At 48.9% G+C, this 17,218-nt stretch carries 12 protein-coding genes; 2 read left to right on the plus strand and 10 right to left on the minus strand.

The features are described 5' to 3' along the window. Positions 1 to 53: 53 nt before the first annotated feature. The 5 genes from glnG to J3L11_RS14900 all read right to left on the minus strand — a co-directional run bounded on the left by glnG (position 54) and on the right by J3L11_RS14900 (position 6,097). Positions 54 to 1,457 (minus strand): nitrogen regulation protein NR(I), encoded by a 1,404-nt coding sequence (gene glnG / locus J3L11_RS14880; protein ID WP_133040007.1) that lies wholly within the window; start codon positions 1,455 to 1,457, stop codon positions 54 to 56. A gap of 22 nt (positions 1,458 to 1,479) precedes the next feature. Further along, positions 1,480 to 2,547 carry a nitrogen regulation protein NR(II) gene (gene glnL / locus J3L11_RS14885; RefSeq protein WP_207571529.1) on the minus strand — a complete coding sequence of 356 codons (1,068 nt, stop codon included), beginning with the start codon at positions 2,545 to 2,547 and terminating at the stop codon, positions 1,480 to 1,482. Between the two features lie 117 nt (positions 2,548 to 2,664). Beyond that, on the minus strand, positions 2,665 to 3,216 hold the full coding sequence (locus J3L11_RS14890) for a DUF4124 domain-containing protein (RefSeq protein WP_207571530.1): 552 nt from the start codon (positions 3,214 to 3,216) through the stop codon (positions 2,665 to 2,667). A 90-nt stretch (positions 3,217 to 3,306) separates the two neighbouring features. Then, positions 3,307 to 5,247, minus strand: coding sequence for an FUSC family protein (locus J3L11_RS14895; protein ID WP_207571531.1), 1,941 nt, complete (start codon positions 5,245 to 5,247; stop codon positions 3,307 to 3,309). 94 nt (positions 5,248 to 5,341) lie between these two features. Next, complete coding sequence (locus tag J3L11_RS14900) at positions 5,342 to 6,097, minus strand: SDR family oxidoreductase (RefSeq protein ID WP_207571532.1); 756 nt, start codon at positions 6,095 to 6,097, stop codon at positions 5,342 to 5,344. Between the two features lie 112 nt (positions 6,098 to 6,209). Between J3L11_RS14900 and J3L11_RS14905 the strand changes: the two genes are divergently transcribed. Then, complete coding sequence (locus J3L11_RS14905; RefSeq protein WP_207571533.1) at positions 6,210 to 7,124, plus strand: LysR family transcriptional regulator; 915 nt, start codon at positions 6,210 to 6,212, stop codon at positions 7,122 to 7,124. A gap of 99 nt (positions 7,125 to 7,223) precedes the next feature. On the opposite strand, the gene glnA is transcribed toward J3L11_RS14905, so the two are convergent. Continuing rightward, entirely contained in the window at positions 7,224 to 8,636 is a 1,413-nt protein-coding gene (gene glnA, locus J3L11_RS14910) for a glutamate--ammonia ligase (RefSeq protein WP_133040001.1), read from the minus strand. 761 nt (positions 8,637 to 9,397) lie between these two features. Here glnA and typA point away from each other — a divergent pair. Further along, the gene (gene typA, locus J3L11_RS14915; protein WP_133040000.1) at positions 9,398 to 11,221 is read left to right on the plus strand and encodes a translational GTPase TypA; all 1,824 of its coding nucleotides are present in this window, start codon (positions 9,398 to 9,400) and stop codon (positions 11,219 to 11,221) included. A 96-nt stretch (positions 11,222 to 11,317) separates the two neighbouring features. Here the strand turns inward: typA and J3L11_RS14920 are convergent, their stop codons facing one another. The 4 genes from J3L11_RS14920 to fdnG form a co-directional block, all read right to left on the minus strand. Continuing rightward, positions 11,318 to 12,295: an SLAC1 anion channel family protein gene (locus tag J3L11_RS14920; RefSeq protein ID WP_207571534.1), complete on the minus strand. Its 978-nt coding sequence runs from the start codon at positions 12,293 to 12,295 to the stop codon at positions 11,318 to 11,320. A gap of 261 nt (positions 12,296 to 12,556) precedes the next feature. Beyond that, complete coding sequence (locus J3L11_RS14925; RefSeq protein WP_133039998.1) at positions 12,557 to 13,180, minus strand: formate dehydrogenase subunit gamma; 624 nt, start codon at positions 13,178 to 13,180, stop codon at positions 12,557 to 12,559. Next, entirely contained in the window at positions 13,177 to 14,079 is a 903-nt protein-coding gene (gene fdxH, locus J3L11_RS14930; protein WP_133039997.1) for a formate dehydrogenase subunit beta, read from the minus strand. Before fdxH ends, J3L11_RS14925 begins: the two co-directional genes overlap by 4 nt. A gap of 2 nt (positions 14,080 to 14,081) precedes the next feature. Then, positions 14,082 to 17,099, minus strand: coding sequence for a formate dehydrogenase-N subunit alpha (fdnG, locus tag J3L11_RS14935; RefSeq protein WP_133039996.1), 3,018 nt, complete (start codon positions 17,097 to 17,099; stop codon positions 14,082 to 14,084). Positions 17,100 to 17,218 lie beyond the last annotated feature (119 nt).

Here is a 17,218-nt window from a genome sequence, read left to right on the forward strand (position 1 = left end):
AACATATATTTTTGTCATATTAGACATGAAAAGCTGGCCCTTTCTGCGTTTATTTAGTCCATAGATAGTTCTTTAAGCTTACGGGTCAAGGTGTTACGACCCCAGCCCAAACGCTTGGCGGCTTCCTGTTTGTGGCCTTGGGTGTGTTCTAAGGCCGTCTCAAGCAAGATGCGCTCAAATGCAGGTTGGATTTCCGTCAGCAGATCGTTTTCTCCCTGAGACAGGCGCTGATCTAGCCATAGCCGTAAAGCACTCTGCCAGTCTTGGGAATTACCATTACCATTTGTCTGAATTACGGGATCTTTAAACAGTTCATGGGGTAAATCCTGAGGCAGTATCTCCTGTCCAGAGGCCATCACTGTCAGCCAGCGACAGGTGTTCTCTAGCTGCCTGACGTTCCCCGGCCATGGCAGTTGTTGTAGTTTTGCAGCGGTCTCCTTGGTGAGAATTTTTGCTTCTACACCAATTTCTTTCGCCGCCTGGGATAGAAAATAGCGCGCTAACTGTGGAATATCTTCGCGGCGTTGTGATAACGGCGGTAGATGAATACGGATGACATTAAGGCGGTGGAATAGATCTTCGCGGAACTGACCTTTTTGTACCAGTAATTCCAGATCCTGGTGGGTGGCAGCAATAATGCGTACATCTACGCGAACCGGAGAGTGACCGCCTATCCGGTAAAACTGACCATCTGCCAGCACTCGTAACAGGCGGGTTTGCACATCTAGTGGCATGTCGCCGATTTCGTCCAGAAACAATGTCCCGCCGTTTGCCTGTTCGAAGCGGCCTTGGCGCACGTTGGCAGCGCCGGTAAACGCCCCTTTTTCATGACCAAACAGTTCAGACTCAATCAACTCCTTGGGAATGGCGGCCATATTCAGCGCGATAAAGGATTGATCTCGGCGAGGGCTGTGTTTGTGCAGTGCTCCGGCTACTAGCTCTTTACCTGTGCCAGACTGACCGTTAATCAATACACTGATGGATGAGCGCGACAAGCGACCAATAGCGCGAAACACCTCCTGCATGGCTGGGGCTTCGCCGATGATTTCCGGGGTGTTGAGCTGAGACTCCACGGGTACCGGTGAATGTTCGGTGGCGTGAGTAATCGCCCGCTCAACCAGCGTAATGGCCTCATCAATATCAAAGGGTTTTGGCAGATATTCAAATGCTCCTGCCTGATAGGCACTCACTGCACTATCCAGATCCGAATGCGCGGTCATGATGATGACCGGAATATGTGGGTAATGGACGTTGATGCGTTCCAACAATGTCAGCCCATCGGTGCCAGGCATACGAATGTCAGACACTATGACGCGCGGCTGGGCAATCTGCAGCGCATCCCACAAAGATTCAGCCGCTGCAAAGCTGCTGCAACTGATTTTGGCACCGCGTAGTGCCCGCTCCAGTACCCAGCGGATGGAGCTGTCGTCATCGAGGATCCATACTTGTTCACTCATGTTGTTCCCTCTTCTGCTGACCTTATAAGTTGTCCTGATCCAGATTGATAGGCAGGGTCAGGCTAAATTCTGTGTGGCCCGGCGTCGAATTACAGTCAATACGACCACCGTGCAAACGTGCAATATTGTGAGCAATGGAAAGCCCGAGACCATTGCCATCCTTACGGCCGGTAACCATCGGGTAAAACAAGGTATCAACTAACTCTGGCGCAATACCTGGGCCGTTATCGATGATCGACAGGATCAGCGCCAACTTGTGGCGTTGTGTGCCAATAGTCACCTGATGTGCCGTACGGGTACGGAGCATAATGTCGCCGGCTTTCTGTTGCTCGAGCGCCTGAATGGCGTTTTGCACTATGTTGAGAATGGCTTGTTGCAGTTGGTCTTCATCCATCGGTAAGTCTGGGATCGATGGATCGTAGTCCTGCCGCAAACGAATGTTTGGTGGTAATGTAACGCTTACCAGATTCAATACTTTCTGGATCACCATGTGAATGTTTAACACTTTGTGCTGCGAAGGTTTTTGCGGCCCCAGTAAACGGTCAACTAAACTACGCAACCGATCCGCTTGTTCAATAATCAGTGTGGTGAACTCCCGCAGATGTTCATCACTCAGTTCTTTTGACAACAGTTGCGCCGCGCCGCGTAAGCCACCAAGCGGATTTTTGATCTCATGCGCCAGATTACGTACCAGAAACTGAGCCGCCTGCTGCTGTGCATCCAGCGTCAGTTGCTGGTGGATGCGCCGTTGTTGGTCCACCTGACGCAATTCCAACAGGCTGCAAGCCGATTGTTCCGCATCATGTTCCATAGGAACCAGTGTTAAATCGACGGTATGGTGTTGCCCATCCAGCGTCACTAATTGTGAGGTATTGACGGTGAGTCCTTGTTGCCCGATGACGGCGTTTTTCAGCACTTTGGCATCGATGGCTAGCATATGCAGACTGTCGGTCAGCGGTTGTTCTTTCAGCTTATGACTGGAAACTCCCAGTAGTTGTTCCGCCGCAGCATTGGCATAGGCCGGGCGTAACTCGCCGTCGATAACCAATACTGCGGTCACCAGATGATTGAGCAGTAAATTCGTGTCCATCGGCATATTCCAGATCGTTGTGCACCATAATAGTGCGCCATTCTGGTGCAAGCCGCAAGTTGCTACCGAATACTAAGAAGAACGCAACTATGTGGATAACACCATGAATTAAAATAGTTATCCATTGGTTCTTTTGACACTCGGTGCTGGAATCGCGGGTTTGATTAGCCCAGCTTGGTGCAGAAAAATGGTAATTTCTGAGCTGGATGCAAGGACTTTGCCGTTTTGCTGGATAACTTTGAGTTGTAGTTTATGTTCGCCCCGATCGATATCCTTCAAAGAAAACAGTGCCGAAGTTTGGGCGTCGGTAGTGGCAATGCCATCGATATATAGCTGTAGGTGATGGCCGGATGCCAGTTGCGGCTGTACATCACCTGTTACCGTAAAGTCGCCGGCGTTGTCACGAATGGTTTCTTCATGGTGGGGGGATAGAATACTGACCTGATATATGGCCTTTTGCTCAGTTACTGCGGTAGCACCGGCAATATTGAGGGGCTTAACCGGAGCCATGCTGACCTGATTATCGGTGTTTTCATTCAACTGCACTTGTTGCGCATTGCTATGCGGTTGATCGCTATAATGAATATTGCCATCCTTGTCCACCCATTTATAGACAGTCGCCTGAGCCACAACAGATAACAGACAAAGTACGATCAGCAAAATACGCATAACCTGTTCCTGCCACTGGTTAATGTCTTGTTAAGACTAGCCGGTTGTTGCTGTTTTGCCCAGCAAAATCAGCGGGTTCATTAATTTGTATCACTGGTGCTTGGGCGTCAGTTGGAAGGGTTGTTGCCAATGCAGCCAGGCATACAGTTGCGCAATATCCTGCAACAGCCATTGATGAACTTCATCACTGACAGTTGTGGCTGGTGGTAATAATGACCATTGAGGTTGCAAACGCCTGCGAAACAACGTTGACCAAGCCGCCAGTTGTTGACAAAAAGGCTTTAGTTGCGATTGCTGGCCTTGTCTTGCCAACACGACTAGCGTGCAGTGCAATGTCAGCCCCAACCACAAAAAACTCTGCCAGTCCTGCAACTCTCTGGCAGAGGTGTTAGGTTCCAGTTTCATGTAACTGACCTCCAGGCTCAGCTGTCGCAATGCGGCATGAGCCTGCCAGCGCAATGCAATGTCAGGCGTTCCATTGGCGATGCTTTGCAACCACTGTTGTTCCAGCTCAATGAAGTGGCAAACGTAGTTATCCAGCCAGCGACGTGTCCAGCTCGGAATAAACAGATACATTGCCAGCACTGATAACACGACTCCGGTCAGCGTATCTAGTGCCCGGTAAAAGGCGATATAAGGTTCGGCTGGCAATAACAAGGTGATAGCAAAAACCATCATCACCGTTAGCCAGAATACATGGATCTCATAGCGAGCTTTATAGTAAGTCGCAAATGCCAGAAATAGTGTCAGACAAGTTGCTGGCAGTAGCCAGGCACCGGTACCGCAATACCACACCAGTGCCAACGCCACTAAAGAACCCAGCAGCGTGCCATAAAAACGGCCCCAGATGCGCAATTGCAACTGCCCAAGTGGTGCCGCCATCAGCAGGATAAACGCCGTTAACGTGACCCAATACCCCTGCTGGAAGGGCAACAGTTCTACCACTAGTTGGCAACAGAATAAGGTGAACAGAATACGCAGACCATGATGCCATTCCCTTGAGCCTTTATGCAGTGCTTTGCGCCATTGGGTTTTTATGCTGTCGGCGTCAGAAGGCCAGATAAGTTTGAGAATTGTGCGCCAATTCGCCGGTAATGGTGTACTGGGCAATAGCGCTTGTTGGATCTGTTGCTCAACGGCAGTTAACGCAGGATGCAGCCCATTTTCCAGCGGCAGATGAGGTAACGGTGCTCCTTGCAGCAAAAAAGCATCAAAGTTAGCTGCAAACTCGTACAGATAGTGTTGCAGTGCCGTCGCATTCGCCATAGAGATTTCATGCTGACGAATACGGCCGATCTCTTCCATTGCCTCTATCAACTGCAGATGTGAGCGCAGCCCGCCAGCGATACGTTTTACGGCACTGTTGTCCGGCATTTCCTGTAGCCAGTGGGCCAGCACCGCAATCGCGTCATCCAACTGTTCGCGCAACGCCAGCCGCTTGCCAACATTAGCCGCATCAGAGTAACCCAGGATAGCGCACCAGTTGACAAATTGTCGGGTCACTTTTGCCAGTAGCTGCTCTCCTTGCTGGATTGACAACCAAGGGCCCGCTAGCACGGCACTGAGCATAGCGCTCCAACTGCCAAAGGCGGTTGACAGTAACACCATTAGCCAAGGCGTATCGGTTTCTAACAGGTGCATGGCACAAATCAGTGAGAAGCCCACATTGTAGGTCAGCAACTGAATATATTTACGTTGGTTGGAACATAAACCATATAGCAGACCGACGAGCATCAGCACCGCAATCCCCAGTAATGGTTGGATCAGACTCAGCATGGACAGTCCGGCACCGACACAACACAAAACCGCCGATAAGCTCAATAAGGTCAGGCGTTTAGGATAGGCAATATTCCGGCCCTGGACGCCCACCAACCAAGCACAGATCAGCGCATTGACACCGCTGGTGGTATCCCCGACCGCTGAAAATAACAATAAGCCCGCCATCATTGGCAGACCAATACGCAGTCCTTCTGGAAGATCAGATCTGTCCGGTAACCAGTGCAGCACCAGCATTACTATTTTGGAAAACATTGGGATCAAACAAGGGGATGGATTAACTGTTACATATTTTAATCCATTCCCCGTGGGTATTTCAGCGGTTACTAACAGATATTTTTCTGTTTTTTCAAATGAACATCCCGCCCGATGCCTCGATACGTTGGGCGGTGATCCAGCGTGCTTCCTCTGAGAGTAATAACGCAACGGCATCACCAATATCCGTTGGCAATCCCACCCGTCCCAGCGCAGTCTGCGAGGCGAGATATTGATTCATTTCTGGATTATCACGTACCACACCACCACTGAAATCGGTCTCGATGGCACCAGGAGCCAGCACATTAACTCGGATCTGGCGCGGTCCCAGTTCTTTGGCCCAGTAGCGAGTTAGTACCTCAATGGCACCTTTCATCGCCGCATAAGCGCCAGCACCGTTGATGGCAAAGCGTGCCAGACCACTGGAGATATTCAGCACTGAACCGCCATCACTTAGCAACGGCAGTAATGCTTGCGTCAAAAACATTGGACCTTTCAGGTGGATACGGTACAGCTCGTCAAATTGCGCCTCTGTGGTTGCCGCTAATGGCTGGTGCAGACCGATACCTGCGTTATTCACCAGATGATTCAATGCTGCCCCTTGCCAATGTTGCTGCAGCAGTGCGGCGACGGTTTTGGCAAAGTCGGTAAAAGTATTGCTGTCTGCCACGTCCAATGGCAATAGTTCAGCCTTGCGACCAAGTGTCGCCACCTGTTGCTGGACCTCGGCAGCAGCGCTAGCGTTATGTTGGTAGGTGAGGATTAGATCGTGTCCGCGAGCGGCAAGCGCCAGCGCCATATGCTTACCAAGGCCACGGCTACCGCCGGTAATCAGGGTTATCTGTTGCATGAGTTGTCTCCGTTATCACATGAGTTGATGTTGGTATCAGCATATTGATTTGCATTTTGTGGATAAACCTACATATAAAGGATAGATATGTTCCAAATTAGGGATAATCAAAATGCAAGACAGGTTAGAAGCGATGCGTATTTTCTTGCGCGTGGCGGAGTTAGGCAGTTTTACCGGCGCCAGTGATAGTCTAGGAATATCCCGCACTCAAGTGTCTAAAACGGTGCAACAGTTGGAACAGCAATGGCAAGTACGCTTGTTGCAGCGTACTACACGCAAAGTACGGTTAACGCTAGACGGCGAACAATGTCTACAACGCTGTCAGGCGCTGCTCAGTGACTATAGTGAACTGGAAGAGCTGTTTTTGCGTCGGGAACGGTCTCTCAGTGGCCGGATCCGTATCGATATGTCGCAAGGCTTTGCCCGTCATTTGCTATTTCCAGCATTACAGGCATTTATGGCGCAGCATCCGCAACTGATATTGGAGATCAGCAGTACCGACCGTAAAGTGGATATTGTGGCTGAAGGTTTTGATGCGGTGTTGCGTATCGGCAAACTGGAACAGGAAGGCGTTGTAGCGAAAAAGCTGGGTTATTTGCAACAAGTGAGTGTAGCTTCCGCCTCCTACATTCAACGTTGTGGTATTCCGCAAACGCTTAGAGATTTAGCGCAGCACCAGTTAGTGCAATATGTCACCACTTTCGGTGACCCAGGCGGTTTTGAATATCTTGATGGGCAGACACTACAAATGTTGCCGATGCCGACAAGCGTGTTTGTCAATAACAGTGATGCTTATGTCGCGGCTTGCCGTGGCCATCTTGGCATTATCCAGTCGCCATTGCTGGGCCTGAACCAGTATCTTAAAATGGGCGAGTTACAGCAGATTTTGCCAGATATTATGGTGCCAAGTATGCCGGTGTACTTGTTGTATCCGCATCGCCGTCACTTATCACAGCGGCTGCGATTACTGAGTGACTGGTTAACGCAACTGCTCGCTACCGGAGAAGGCATAGTGTTAAGCCGCTGAATATAGGCAGGGTGGCAAAATAAGTGCCCCGGGATAAACCCGGGGCTTTATTTTTATACTCCGATGGCTTGACTCATCGGGTTGATTGCAGGGCAATTCTTACAGGCTGTAATACAGCTCAAATTCTACTGGGTGAGTTGTACGGTTAACTTTCTCTGATTCTGCAGTCTTCAGTGCGATGTAAGAATCGATGAAGTCATCAGAGAATACCCCGCCTTTGGTGAGGAAGTCACGGTCAGCATCCAGTGCCGCCAGTGCAATGTCCAAGGACTCAGAGACGGTTGGGATAGCCAGTGCTTCTTCAGCTGGCAGATCATACAGGTCCTTGTCCATGGCATCGCCAGGGTGGATCTTGTTCTGGATACCATCCAGGCCCGCCATCATCAGTGCCGCGAAAGCCAAATATGGGTTAGCGGCTGGATCTGGGAAGCGAGTCTCGATACGACGTGCTTTTGGTGATGGTACTACTGGAATACGGATAGAAGCACTACGATTACGGGCAGAGTAAGCCAGCATTACCGGGGCTTCAAAGTGTGGTACCAGACGCTTGTATGAGTTAGTACTTGGGTTGGTGAAGGCGTTCAGTGCCCGAGCGTGCTTGATGATACCGCCGATATAGTACAGACAGGTTTCAGACAAGCCAGCATATTTGTCACCGGCGAACAGGTTAACACCATCCTTAGACAAAGATTGATGTACATGCATACCGCTGCCGTTATCGCCCATGATGGGTTTTGGCATAAAAGTGGCGGTTTTGCCGTAGGCATGGGCCATGTTGTGTACAACATATTTCAGCGTCAGGATTTCGTCCGCTTTGGCGGTCAGCGTGTTAAAGCGAGTTGCAATTTCATTCTGACCAGCTGTTGCCACTTCATGATGGTGCGCTTCAACTTTCAGACCCATCTCTTCCAGTACCAGACAGGTCGCACTGCGCCAGTCTTGTGATGAATCGACTGGAGGTACAGGGAAATAACCACCTTTCACCATTGGGCGGTGACCAGTGTTACCTTCTTCATATTCGTTAGCAGAGCTCCAAGCCGCTTCTTTGGCGCCGATTTTGTAGAAGTTGCCGGACATATCTGAACCGAAACGCACATCGTCAAACACGAAGAATTCTGGTTCTGGGCCAATCAGTACTGTGTCAGCAATACCGGTAGACTTCAGATATTCTTCCGCTTTCTTGGCAATAGAACGTGGGTCACGGTTGTAACCCTGCATGGTGGCAGGTTCGAGTACGTCACAACGGATAATGGCAGTGGTTTCTTCGGTGAACGGGTCCAACACAAAAGTAGACGCATCTGGCATCAGCACCATGTCAGATTCATTGATACCTTTCCAGCCTGCAATAGAAGAACCGTCAAACATTTTGCCGTCTTCGAAGAAATCAGCATCTACTTGATGAGAAGGTACTGATACGTGCTGTTCTTTACCCTTGGTATCAACAAAACGCAAATCGACAAACTTTACTTCCAACTCTTCAAGCTGTTTTAAAACAGATTTAACTGATGACATTCTCAAGCCTCCGGGTAGGGTATGGTTTATGCCCTTTGTCAACTTTTGTATAAGCTCTGCGCTGGGCGCCGCCTGTAATTAGGGCTTCTATAAGCCAGAGCTGTGCCAGATCTTTAACACGCTGAAATCAAAGGGTATGTTCGAATATGGCGCAAATAAAACAGTTAAGTATGCACATTTATGGTGCAATGTTGCCATTTTTTGGTGCGGGCCACGTTCTGACACATTAATGACGGAGCCTTGGAATTTCGCCGAAGGATGACCACTTACACTGCTACCTGCCTCGGTTAGAGTAGAGCGCTATTAAGGGTAAATCAACCGTTATTGTATTGTTGTAAAGATCTTAAATTTCTGCAGGTTTTTCCTGTAAACCAAGGGCTTTATGTGAATTAAACTTTTGAGAAATTGATAACGTCGGTGCAGCCAAAAAGGCCATATAGATTAGCGAACAACCTCAGCCAGGTGTTGCCTACACAACAAACATTTCGTCTATAGAGAAAATGTCCATCGCTATGCTAGCAGTGTGACGAATACTATCGACTTGCCCCAACTTGGTGATATATCTGCCCAGAAAAAAACGCACGAACTTTTCTGACGTTCTCGGGACACAGATGCGATAAGCAAATTGTATAAATTAATATCAATGACACATAGCTCAGTGTATAATCGCCGCCTTTCCGCAAGAATTAACGTATCCGGCGGCGAAAATTTCTGCCCGCTGGCATGCAGTCCCCGATGCAAACAAAGGCGTCACAAGTAAAATGTCGAGTGAACTCAATAAATTAAGAAACATCGCGATTATCGCGCATGTTGACCATGGCAAAACTACCCTCGTGGATAAGTTGTTGTCGCAGTCCGGCACACTTGCCTCCCGTGGTGAAGCGGTTGAGCGAGTCATGGACTCTAACGATCTTGAAAAAGAGCGTGGTATTACCATTTTGGCGAAAAACACTGCCATTCGCTGGCAGGACTATCGCATCAATATCGTAGATACCCCCGGGCACGCTGACTTCGGTGGTGAAGTGGAACGCGTATTGTCCATGGTTGACTCGGTATTGCTGCTGGTAGATGCAGTTGATGGCCCGATGCCACAGACTCGTTTTGTTACCAAGAAAGCCTTTGCTCAGGGACTGAAGCCCATTGTCGTCATTAACAAGATTGACCGTCCAGGGGCTCGTCCTGATTGGGTGATTGATCAGGTGTTTGACCTGTTTGTGAACTTAGGTGCGACCGATGAGCAACTGGATTTCCCAATTGTTTATACCTCGGCACTGAATGGGTACGCGTCACTAGATCCTGCCACTCATAGCGATGATATGACACCGCTGTTCCAGACCATTATCGACAAAGTCTCGCCACCAGATGCTGACGATGAAGGTCCGTTCCAGATGCAGATTTCACAGCTGGACTATAGCTCCTACGTTGGGGTGATTGGCGTTGGTCGTATCAAACGCGGCAGTGTCAAAACCAACCAGCAGGTGACTGTGGTTGGCGCCGATGGCAAAACTCGTAATGGCAAAGTCGGCCAGGTCTTGGGCTATCTCGGACTGGAGCGTAATGAAGTTACTGAAGCTGATGCTGGTGACATCGTCGCGATAACTGGTTTGGGTGAACTGAAAATTTCTGACACCGTTTGTGCCACTAATAATGTGGAAGCGTTACCACCTCTGAGTGTTGACGAACCCACAATGACCATGACCTTCCAAGTAAACACTTCACCGTTTGCCGGCAAAGAAGGTAAGTTTGTGACTTCTCGTAATATTCTTGAACGTCTGCAAACTGAACTGGTGCACAACGTAGCGTTGCGCGTTGAAGAAACTGATAGCCCCGATCGCTTCAAAGTGTCCGGTCGTGGTGAGTTGCATCTGTCTATCCTGATCGAAAATATGCGTCGTGAAGGTTACGAGTTAGCGGTTTCTCGTCCAGAAGTGATCCTCAAAGAGATCGATGGAGTTAAATGCGAACCCTATGAACAACTGACCGTGGATGTTGAAGAACAGCATCAAGGCACTGTTATTGAAAAACTCGGTATCCGTAAAGCGGATATGAAAGACATGCAACCAGATGGCAAAGGCCGTGTGCGCATTGATTTTATGATCCCGAGTCGTGGCTTGATTGGTTTCCAGACCGACTTTATGACGTCGACTTCTGGTACCGGTCTGCTGTATCACTCTTTTGATCATTACGGTCCTTATAAAGAAGGTGATATCGGCCAGCGTGCTAACGGCGTATTGATCTCCAACGCCACCGGTAAAGCACTGACATATTCACTGTTCTATCTCCAGGAACGTGGCCGGCTGTTTATTGGTCATGCGGCTGAAATCTATGAAGGCCAGATCGTGGGTATCCACAGCCGTTCCAACGATCTGACAGTGAACTGTCTGAAAGGAAAACAGCTGACCAACATTCGAGCTTCCGGTACTGACGAAGCACAGACGTTGACACCTCCAATTGTGATGACGCTGGAACAAGCGCTGGAATTCATCGATGACGATGAGCTGGTGGAAGTCACACCGAAGAGCATTCGTTTGCGTAAGAAGTACCTGACTGAAATGGATCGTAAACGCGCTTATCGTCAGGGTTGATCTCTGCGGATAATCGATAGATATCCAACTAAAAAATCCCCCATTATTGGGGGATTTTTTTTATTGCCAATATTCAACTTCTTCATCACAGGAGATCTACTCAGGCTGGCAGATTTGACCCGCAATAATGGCGCGTACCGTTTTAACCACTAACCAGATAATGATGACGCTCAACAACATCAGCAAGACTTGAGACAACGGGTAGAAAATACTGCCGGGTAATAGCTGACCCATTTTAGCGGTGGCGATAGTCAGGGCCGCCAGTGGGAAGGAGTAAGCCCAAGAGGAGAGGAAAAACGGGACTTTGACAAAACGCATGATGTTTGAGGCCAGTAAAATTCCCAGAAACAACGCCACGTAATAGAGGACTCGGCCGAAGTTATCGAGTCCGCCGCTCAGACCGGTATAGGCGATAAAACCTACTGAGGGTGGTGCTAGCAGAATGAACAGCATGGGTGTCAGACGCAATGGCAGCGGTTCATGAAAAAACAGCCGATAGAGCACAATGGTCAGCAGCACTAACCAGAACAATATGCCAACGCTGAAGAGAAACCAGCTTAGCTCATAATATCCGAGTCCGGTCCCGGTTATTGGAGCAATAATATTACCCACCACCGGAATGAACCAACTGGGGTTGGCATGAGCCAAAGTGTAATGGGTGTGATGGATCCAACTCCCCATGACGTACAGCGTCAGTGAAATATGGCAAGTCACGCCACAGAGCCACAACCATTGGCAGACGTCAGGAACATCGTGCCAAACCACAGACAGCAGCATCAGGCTGATAGAAAAAGCCGGGGAAAAATTCAATCTAACAGGATGATGAAATTCTTGTTTTACATCAATTGGATAACGTATTGCTTTCAGTAAGTATATCAAAGTGATTAACAGCATTAATACACTGGCGATACAGCCCAAAACCCAGGAAAGATAAGGGAGCAGCGTTGTACCAGCACTTCTCCAGGCAATACTGAAGCCACTAAGTCCCATGATCATCGCGAAGAAAGAGATAGGAAAAAATCTGAGCTTGGAAGCCGTGGCAATGTTCACTAAGGGGTCTGATAGTTCATTCATGGTAAGTCCACCAATAAGATTTGCTGTCGTTTTCCAGTGACTACGACATGTTTTTAGCATAAGCCAATTATATGGTGATTGCATGAAAAAAATCTAATATTTTGTTGTCAGTCTTATGATGGATTACTAACACGTTGATCAATAATGACGATTGCCTTTTTTGGGGGGGATAGCCGATACAAAAAAAGCACCATTAACGGTGGTTAATGGTGCTTTGGCAGCGCGTCAGCACGGTTTCACACTATGCCAGCGACTGATGGATTACTTGTGGTCTTCCTCTTCTAGCATCATTGGATGGTGCTTTTTCGCCCAAGCTCTGGAAACTTTCCCATAAAGCATGCCTGTAATGGAACCTTCAATCCAAGTGGCCATCCATACATGTACCACCAGTGCAATTAACATTAGGATGCCGCATGCAGAGTGGATCAGCGTTGCCCAATTCACGGTTTCTGGTGAGAACAGTGGTGCAAAGTAAGGCTGCCACATCATGACACCAGTGATCACAAACGCCAGAACAAAGATCACGAAGGCACGGAACAGCATTTTCTGACCTGGGTTATAGTGACCAACCGGCGGAATGTTGTCTTCTTTTTGCAACAGTACCCAAACCACTGCTTTCATCCAGGGTAAGTCATACTTGTTCCATTTGTTGTGGTGGTAATAGCGGATCAGCATTAACGCCAGCAGCAAACACATCGCGATACCAAAAAACGGATGCATCACTTTCGCCAATTGCGGCGTACCAACAATACCACTCAACCATTGGAAAGATGGGAAGAAGAAGGAAAACCCGGTGAGAAATGTCACCAGTCCTACAACTACAATCGTCCAGTGGCACAGGCGGTCAAAAAGCTTGTGACGCACAATCATCTGTTGCGGTTTCATTTGTCTGCCTCCTCATGGTTATCTTCTGGCACATAACCTGGTTGATCTTCTTCCACAATGTTGCGACCAACAGTCACCCGATGCATCAGTGCAAATGCAGCGGTTGCCAGCAATCCTGCAGTTCCCAGCGGTTTCAGCCAATCCTGACGGATCTCAGTGGCCGCAGGGATTTGCGGATCCTTAGGCATGCCGTAGGTTTCAGCTTTATTGATGTCATGTAGGATCATCATGTAATGGGTGCCGCCAACGCCTTCTGGGTTATACAGCCCCGCGTTGTGATAGCCACGCTCTTTCAGCTGTTGTACTCGCTTTTCGGCGTAAAACAGCATGTCTTCACGGGTACCATAACGCAACGCACCTACCGTACAAGTTTTCACACAAGCAGGTTCTAGGCCCACGGCTAAGCGGTCAGAACATAAAGTACATTTATAGGCTTTATTGTCCTTCTTGCTGATTTTGGGCACGTTGAACGGACAGGCGCTAGCGCAATAGCCGCAACCAATACACTTGTCTGAGTCAAAATCCACTGTACCGTTCGCATGTTGCACAATGGCACCAGCCGTTGAACAGGCTTTCAAACACGCTGGGTCAGCGCAGTGCATACATGCAGTGTGGGTGAACTGCCAGCGCAGTTTGTTATCATCCATCACTTCGTGGTACTGCATGATGTTCCAGCTTTCTGGCGACAGGGTCATTGGGTTCTGATAGCTGCCTTGAAAAGTACCTACTTCATCACGCAGGTCATTCCATTCAGAACACGCTACCTGACAGGCTTTGCAGCCGGTACATTTAGTGGCATCGAACAACTTAGTTACCTGCTTCACCGCACCGATACGGGCTTGTGACGCGGGGGTAATGTCGGTGGTGCCAGAGCGACGAATAATATCTTGAGTAGCCATAATTAGAAGCCCTCCGCTTTAGCAATATTCACAAGGAATGCCTTGTACTCAGGCGTTTGCGTGTTAGCGTCACCCACTGCGGAGGTCAGCTCATTGACGATATAACTCTTCTGAGTCAGCGCTTCGTAGCTACCATGGCGCGGAATACCAATGGTGTGCACTGGTTTACCTTGTACCATCATGGGTTGCAGACGTTTAGTCACATACGCTTTGGTGATGATGTGTGAACGTTTCGAGGTCACTTTCACCCAATCACCGTTGGCAATGCCTTTCTCTGCCGCCAGGGTTTCATCGATCTCGATGAAGTGTTGTGGCTGAGTAATCGCGGCCAAACGACAATGAGTGGTCCAGTTGTTGAAATGTTCGGTCATTGAATAGGTCGTCCCTACATATGGGAACTCTTCATTCGTACCAAAAGTTTCACGCATGCCTTCGAATATGCGCGCAACCGGGTTATTGGTCACTTTGGGATGCAGCGGGTTGCTAGGCAACGGTGACTCAAACGGCTCATAGTGTTCAGGGAACGGACCATCTTTCAAATCACGCAAGGCGAACAGGTGACCCACACCGTCAGCTTGCATAATGAATGGATGGGCTGAGTCTTCGGCATTCAACTTGGCGTTAAAGTCAGGTACGTCGATACCTTGCCATTTGCCCTCTTTGTACTCCAGCAGCACGCGGCTTGGGTCACGTGGCTTACCATGCACGTCACATGAGGCACGGTTGTATAGAATACGGCGGTTAGCAGGCCATGCGAACGACCAGTTAGGCGTAATGCCTTTACCCGATGGATCACTGTTGTCACGGCGCGCCATCATGTTGCCTTTTTCAGTCCACTGACCGCTATAGATCCAGATACCACAAGAAGTTGAACCATCGGCTTTCAATTCAGAGAAACCGTTCAGCAGTTTGCCGGTGGTGAGGTCATAACCGTTCATCTCTTTCGCCAGTTCTTCCGAGCTTGGTTCATGCGCGATGGCATAGTCCCATTTAATAGCTTCGATAGGTTCTGGTAGACGGCCGCCTTCTTCACGATATAAGCGTTTCAGCTCCAGCATGATGCCAGAGAGAATCGCAGGATCGGACAAGGCTTCACCCGGTGGGTTCGCCCCTTTCCAGTGCCACTGTAACCAGCGACCTGAGTTCGCGATTGAACCGCTTTCTTCAGCAAAACAAGTGGTTGGTAGACGGAATACTTCAGTCTGGATATTAGCAGTATCAACGTCGTTGAACTGCCCAGCGTTACGCCAGAAGGTTGAAGTTTCGTTAGCCAGTGCGTCCAGAATCACCAAGAATTTCAGCTTTGATAAACCTTTAGATACTTTCTGTTTATCTGGCTGTGAGTTCAGGGTGTTAATCCCTTGGATGAAGTAACCGTTAACTTCACCATGAACCATCATGTCGATCTGTTTATTGATATCGTACTGTTGGTCCCATTTTGGTAACCAGTCGTACCCGAAGTCATTTTCAGCGGTTGCATAGTCACCGTAGAAAGATTTCAGCAGTGACACAGTAAATGCTGGGTAGTTATGCCAGTAGTTAGTTGAGTTAGGACGCAGTTGCTTAGGCGTGTAGTGCTTTAAGTAGGCTTCAAGGTTGATATCTTGATCTTGTGGCAGCTTCAGGTAGCCGGGCAGTCCCTGACATAATAGTGCTAAGTCAGTCGCACCTTGTACGTTGGAGTGACCACGCAGTGCGTTAACTCCACCGCCCATCACGCCCATATTGCCCAGCAACAACTGGATCATGGCCATGGTGCGGATGTTTTGAGCCCCGACACTGTGTTGCGTCCAACCCAGTGCATACAAGAACGTTGCGGCTTTGTTATCTACGTGAGTCGCACCAATCTGTTTACATATGTCTAAGTACGTCTCTTTAGGGGTACCTGTGATGCTGGAAACAGTATCAGGGTCGTAGCGATCAACGTGTTTTTTCAACAAGTTCAATACGCAACGAGGGTGGCTCATAGTTGGGTCAACTTTAGCGTAGCCTTCGTCATCCAACTCATAGAACCAAGAAGATTGGTCGTAAGTGTTAGTGGTTTCATCAAAACCACTGAACAAACCTTCGTTGAAGTCAAAATCTCCGCGTACGATAAATGGGGCGTTGGTATAGGCTTTTACGTATTCAACGTTGATCTGTTTGTTTTCTAACAGATAACGAATCATCCCCAGCAGGAAAGTGATGTCAGTACCTGAACGCAGTGGTGCGTAGGTATCAGCCACAGCCGCACTACGGTTGAAACGTGGGTCAACCACAATCAAGCGAGCGTTGTTGTGTTCCATCGCTTCAGTGACCCAACCAAAACCTACCGGGTGGGCTTCTGCAGCATTACCGCCCATCACAATGGCGAGGTCGGTATTTTTCATGTCGGCCCAGTGGTTGGTCATTGCACCACGGCCAAAAGTCGGCGCCATTGCGGCAGGGGTTGGCGCGTGACATACGCGGGCGATGTTATCTAAGCCCAGCATGCCGATAGCACGGCCGAATTTATGGGTCATGAAACAACCTTCGTTAGCCTGAGCTGACGAGGTCATCATGCCTAAACTGGTCAAACGGTTAACGGTTTGGCCTTTGGCGTTCTTCTCAACGAGGTTCGCATCACGTTCATCTTTTACCAGACGAGCGATCCGTTTAAATGCTTCATCCCAACTGATACGTTGCCATTCATTGCTGCCTGGTTTACGCACTTCAGGATATTGCAGTCGATGGGGGCTATTAACGTAATCCACCAACCCTGCGCCTTTAGGACATAAGGCGCCGCGGTTGATTGGGTTATCAGCGTCACCTTCAATATGGAAAATGTGTTGTTCGGCATTTTTGCCATTGCTGCTGTGGCTATACATCAGCAAACCGCAGCCAACTGAACAATAACAACAGTTATTGCGAGTTTCTTTGGCCCTGATGAGTTTAAATTCTCGGACTGCGGCAAACGCTTTGTCAGACATCAGACCCAAGGCGGAAATGGCTGATGTGGCTGCTCCTGCGGCACACAGTTTGAAAAACTGTCGTCTGTTCATACTTCACTCTCACACGCTTGTTGTTATGAGTTGTGGCACGCTGCCCTAATAGCGGCAGCGTTTAGTAGTAGGAGTAAACCCTACTTAGCGTGCGATTATTTTTTAAATGACTTTAAATA

Origin of the sequence: Shewanella sp. 4t3-1-2LB (assembly GCF_017368415.1) — a bacterium.
GTDB classification, from domain to species: Bacteria; Pseudomonadota; Gammaproteobacteria; order Enterobacterales; family Shewanellaceae; genus Shewanella; species Shewanella fodinae.

Bases quoted from the DNA above. Each gene is read 5' to 3' on its own strand.
- J3L11_RS14900 (WP_207571532.1), bottom strand. From the start codon at position 6,097: ATGCAACAGATAACCCTGATTACCGGCGGTAGCCGTGGCCTTGGTAAG.
- J3L11_RS14925 (WP_133039998.1), bottom strand. From the start codon at position 13,180: ATGAAACCGCAACAGATGATTGTGCGTCACAAGCTTTTTGACCGCCTG.
- typA (WP_133040000.1), top strand. From the start codon at position 9,398: ATGTCGAGTGAACTCAATAAATTAAGAAACATCGCGATTATCGCGCAT.
- J3L11_RS14890 (WP_207571530.1), bottom strand. From the start codon at position 3,216: ATGCGTATTTTGCTGATCGTACTTTGTCTGTTATCTGTTGTGGCTCAG.
- J3L11_RS14920 (WP_207571534.1), bottom strand. From the start codon at position 12,295: ATGAATGAACTATCAGACCCCTTAGTGAACATTGCCACGGCTTCCAAG.
- J3L11_RS14895 (WP_207571531.1), bottom strand. From the start codon at position 5,247: ATGTTTTCCAAAATAGTAATGCTGGTGCTGCACTGGTTACCGGACAGA.
- glnL (WP_207571529.1), bottom strand. From the start codon at position 2,547: ATGGACACGAATTTACTGCTCAATCATCTGGTGACCGCAGTATTGGTT.
- fdnG (WP_133039996.1), bottom strand. From the start codon at position 17,099: ATGAACAGACGACAGTTTTTCAAACTGTGTGCCGCAGGAGCAGCCACA.
- fdxH (WP_133039997.1), bottom strand. From the start codon at position 14,079: ATGGCTACTCAAGATATTATTCGTCGCTCTGGCACCACCGACATTACC.
- J3L11_RS14905 (WP_207571533.1), top strand. From the start codon at position 6,210: ATGCAAGACAGGTTAGAAGCGATGCGTATTTTCTTGCGCGTGGCGGAG.
- glnG (WP_133040007.1), bottom strand. From the start codon at position 1,457: ATGAGTGAACAAGTATGGATCCTCGATGACGACAGCTCCATCCGCTGG.
- glnA (WP_133040001.1), bottom strand. From the start codon at position 8,636: ATGTCATCAGTTAAATCTGTTTTAAAACAGCTTGAAGAGTTGGAAGTA.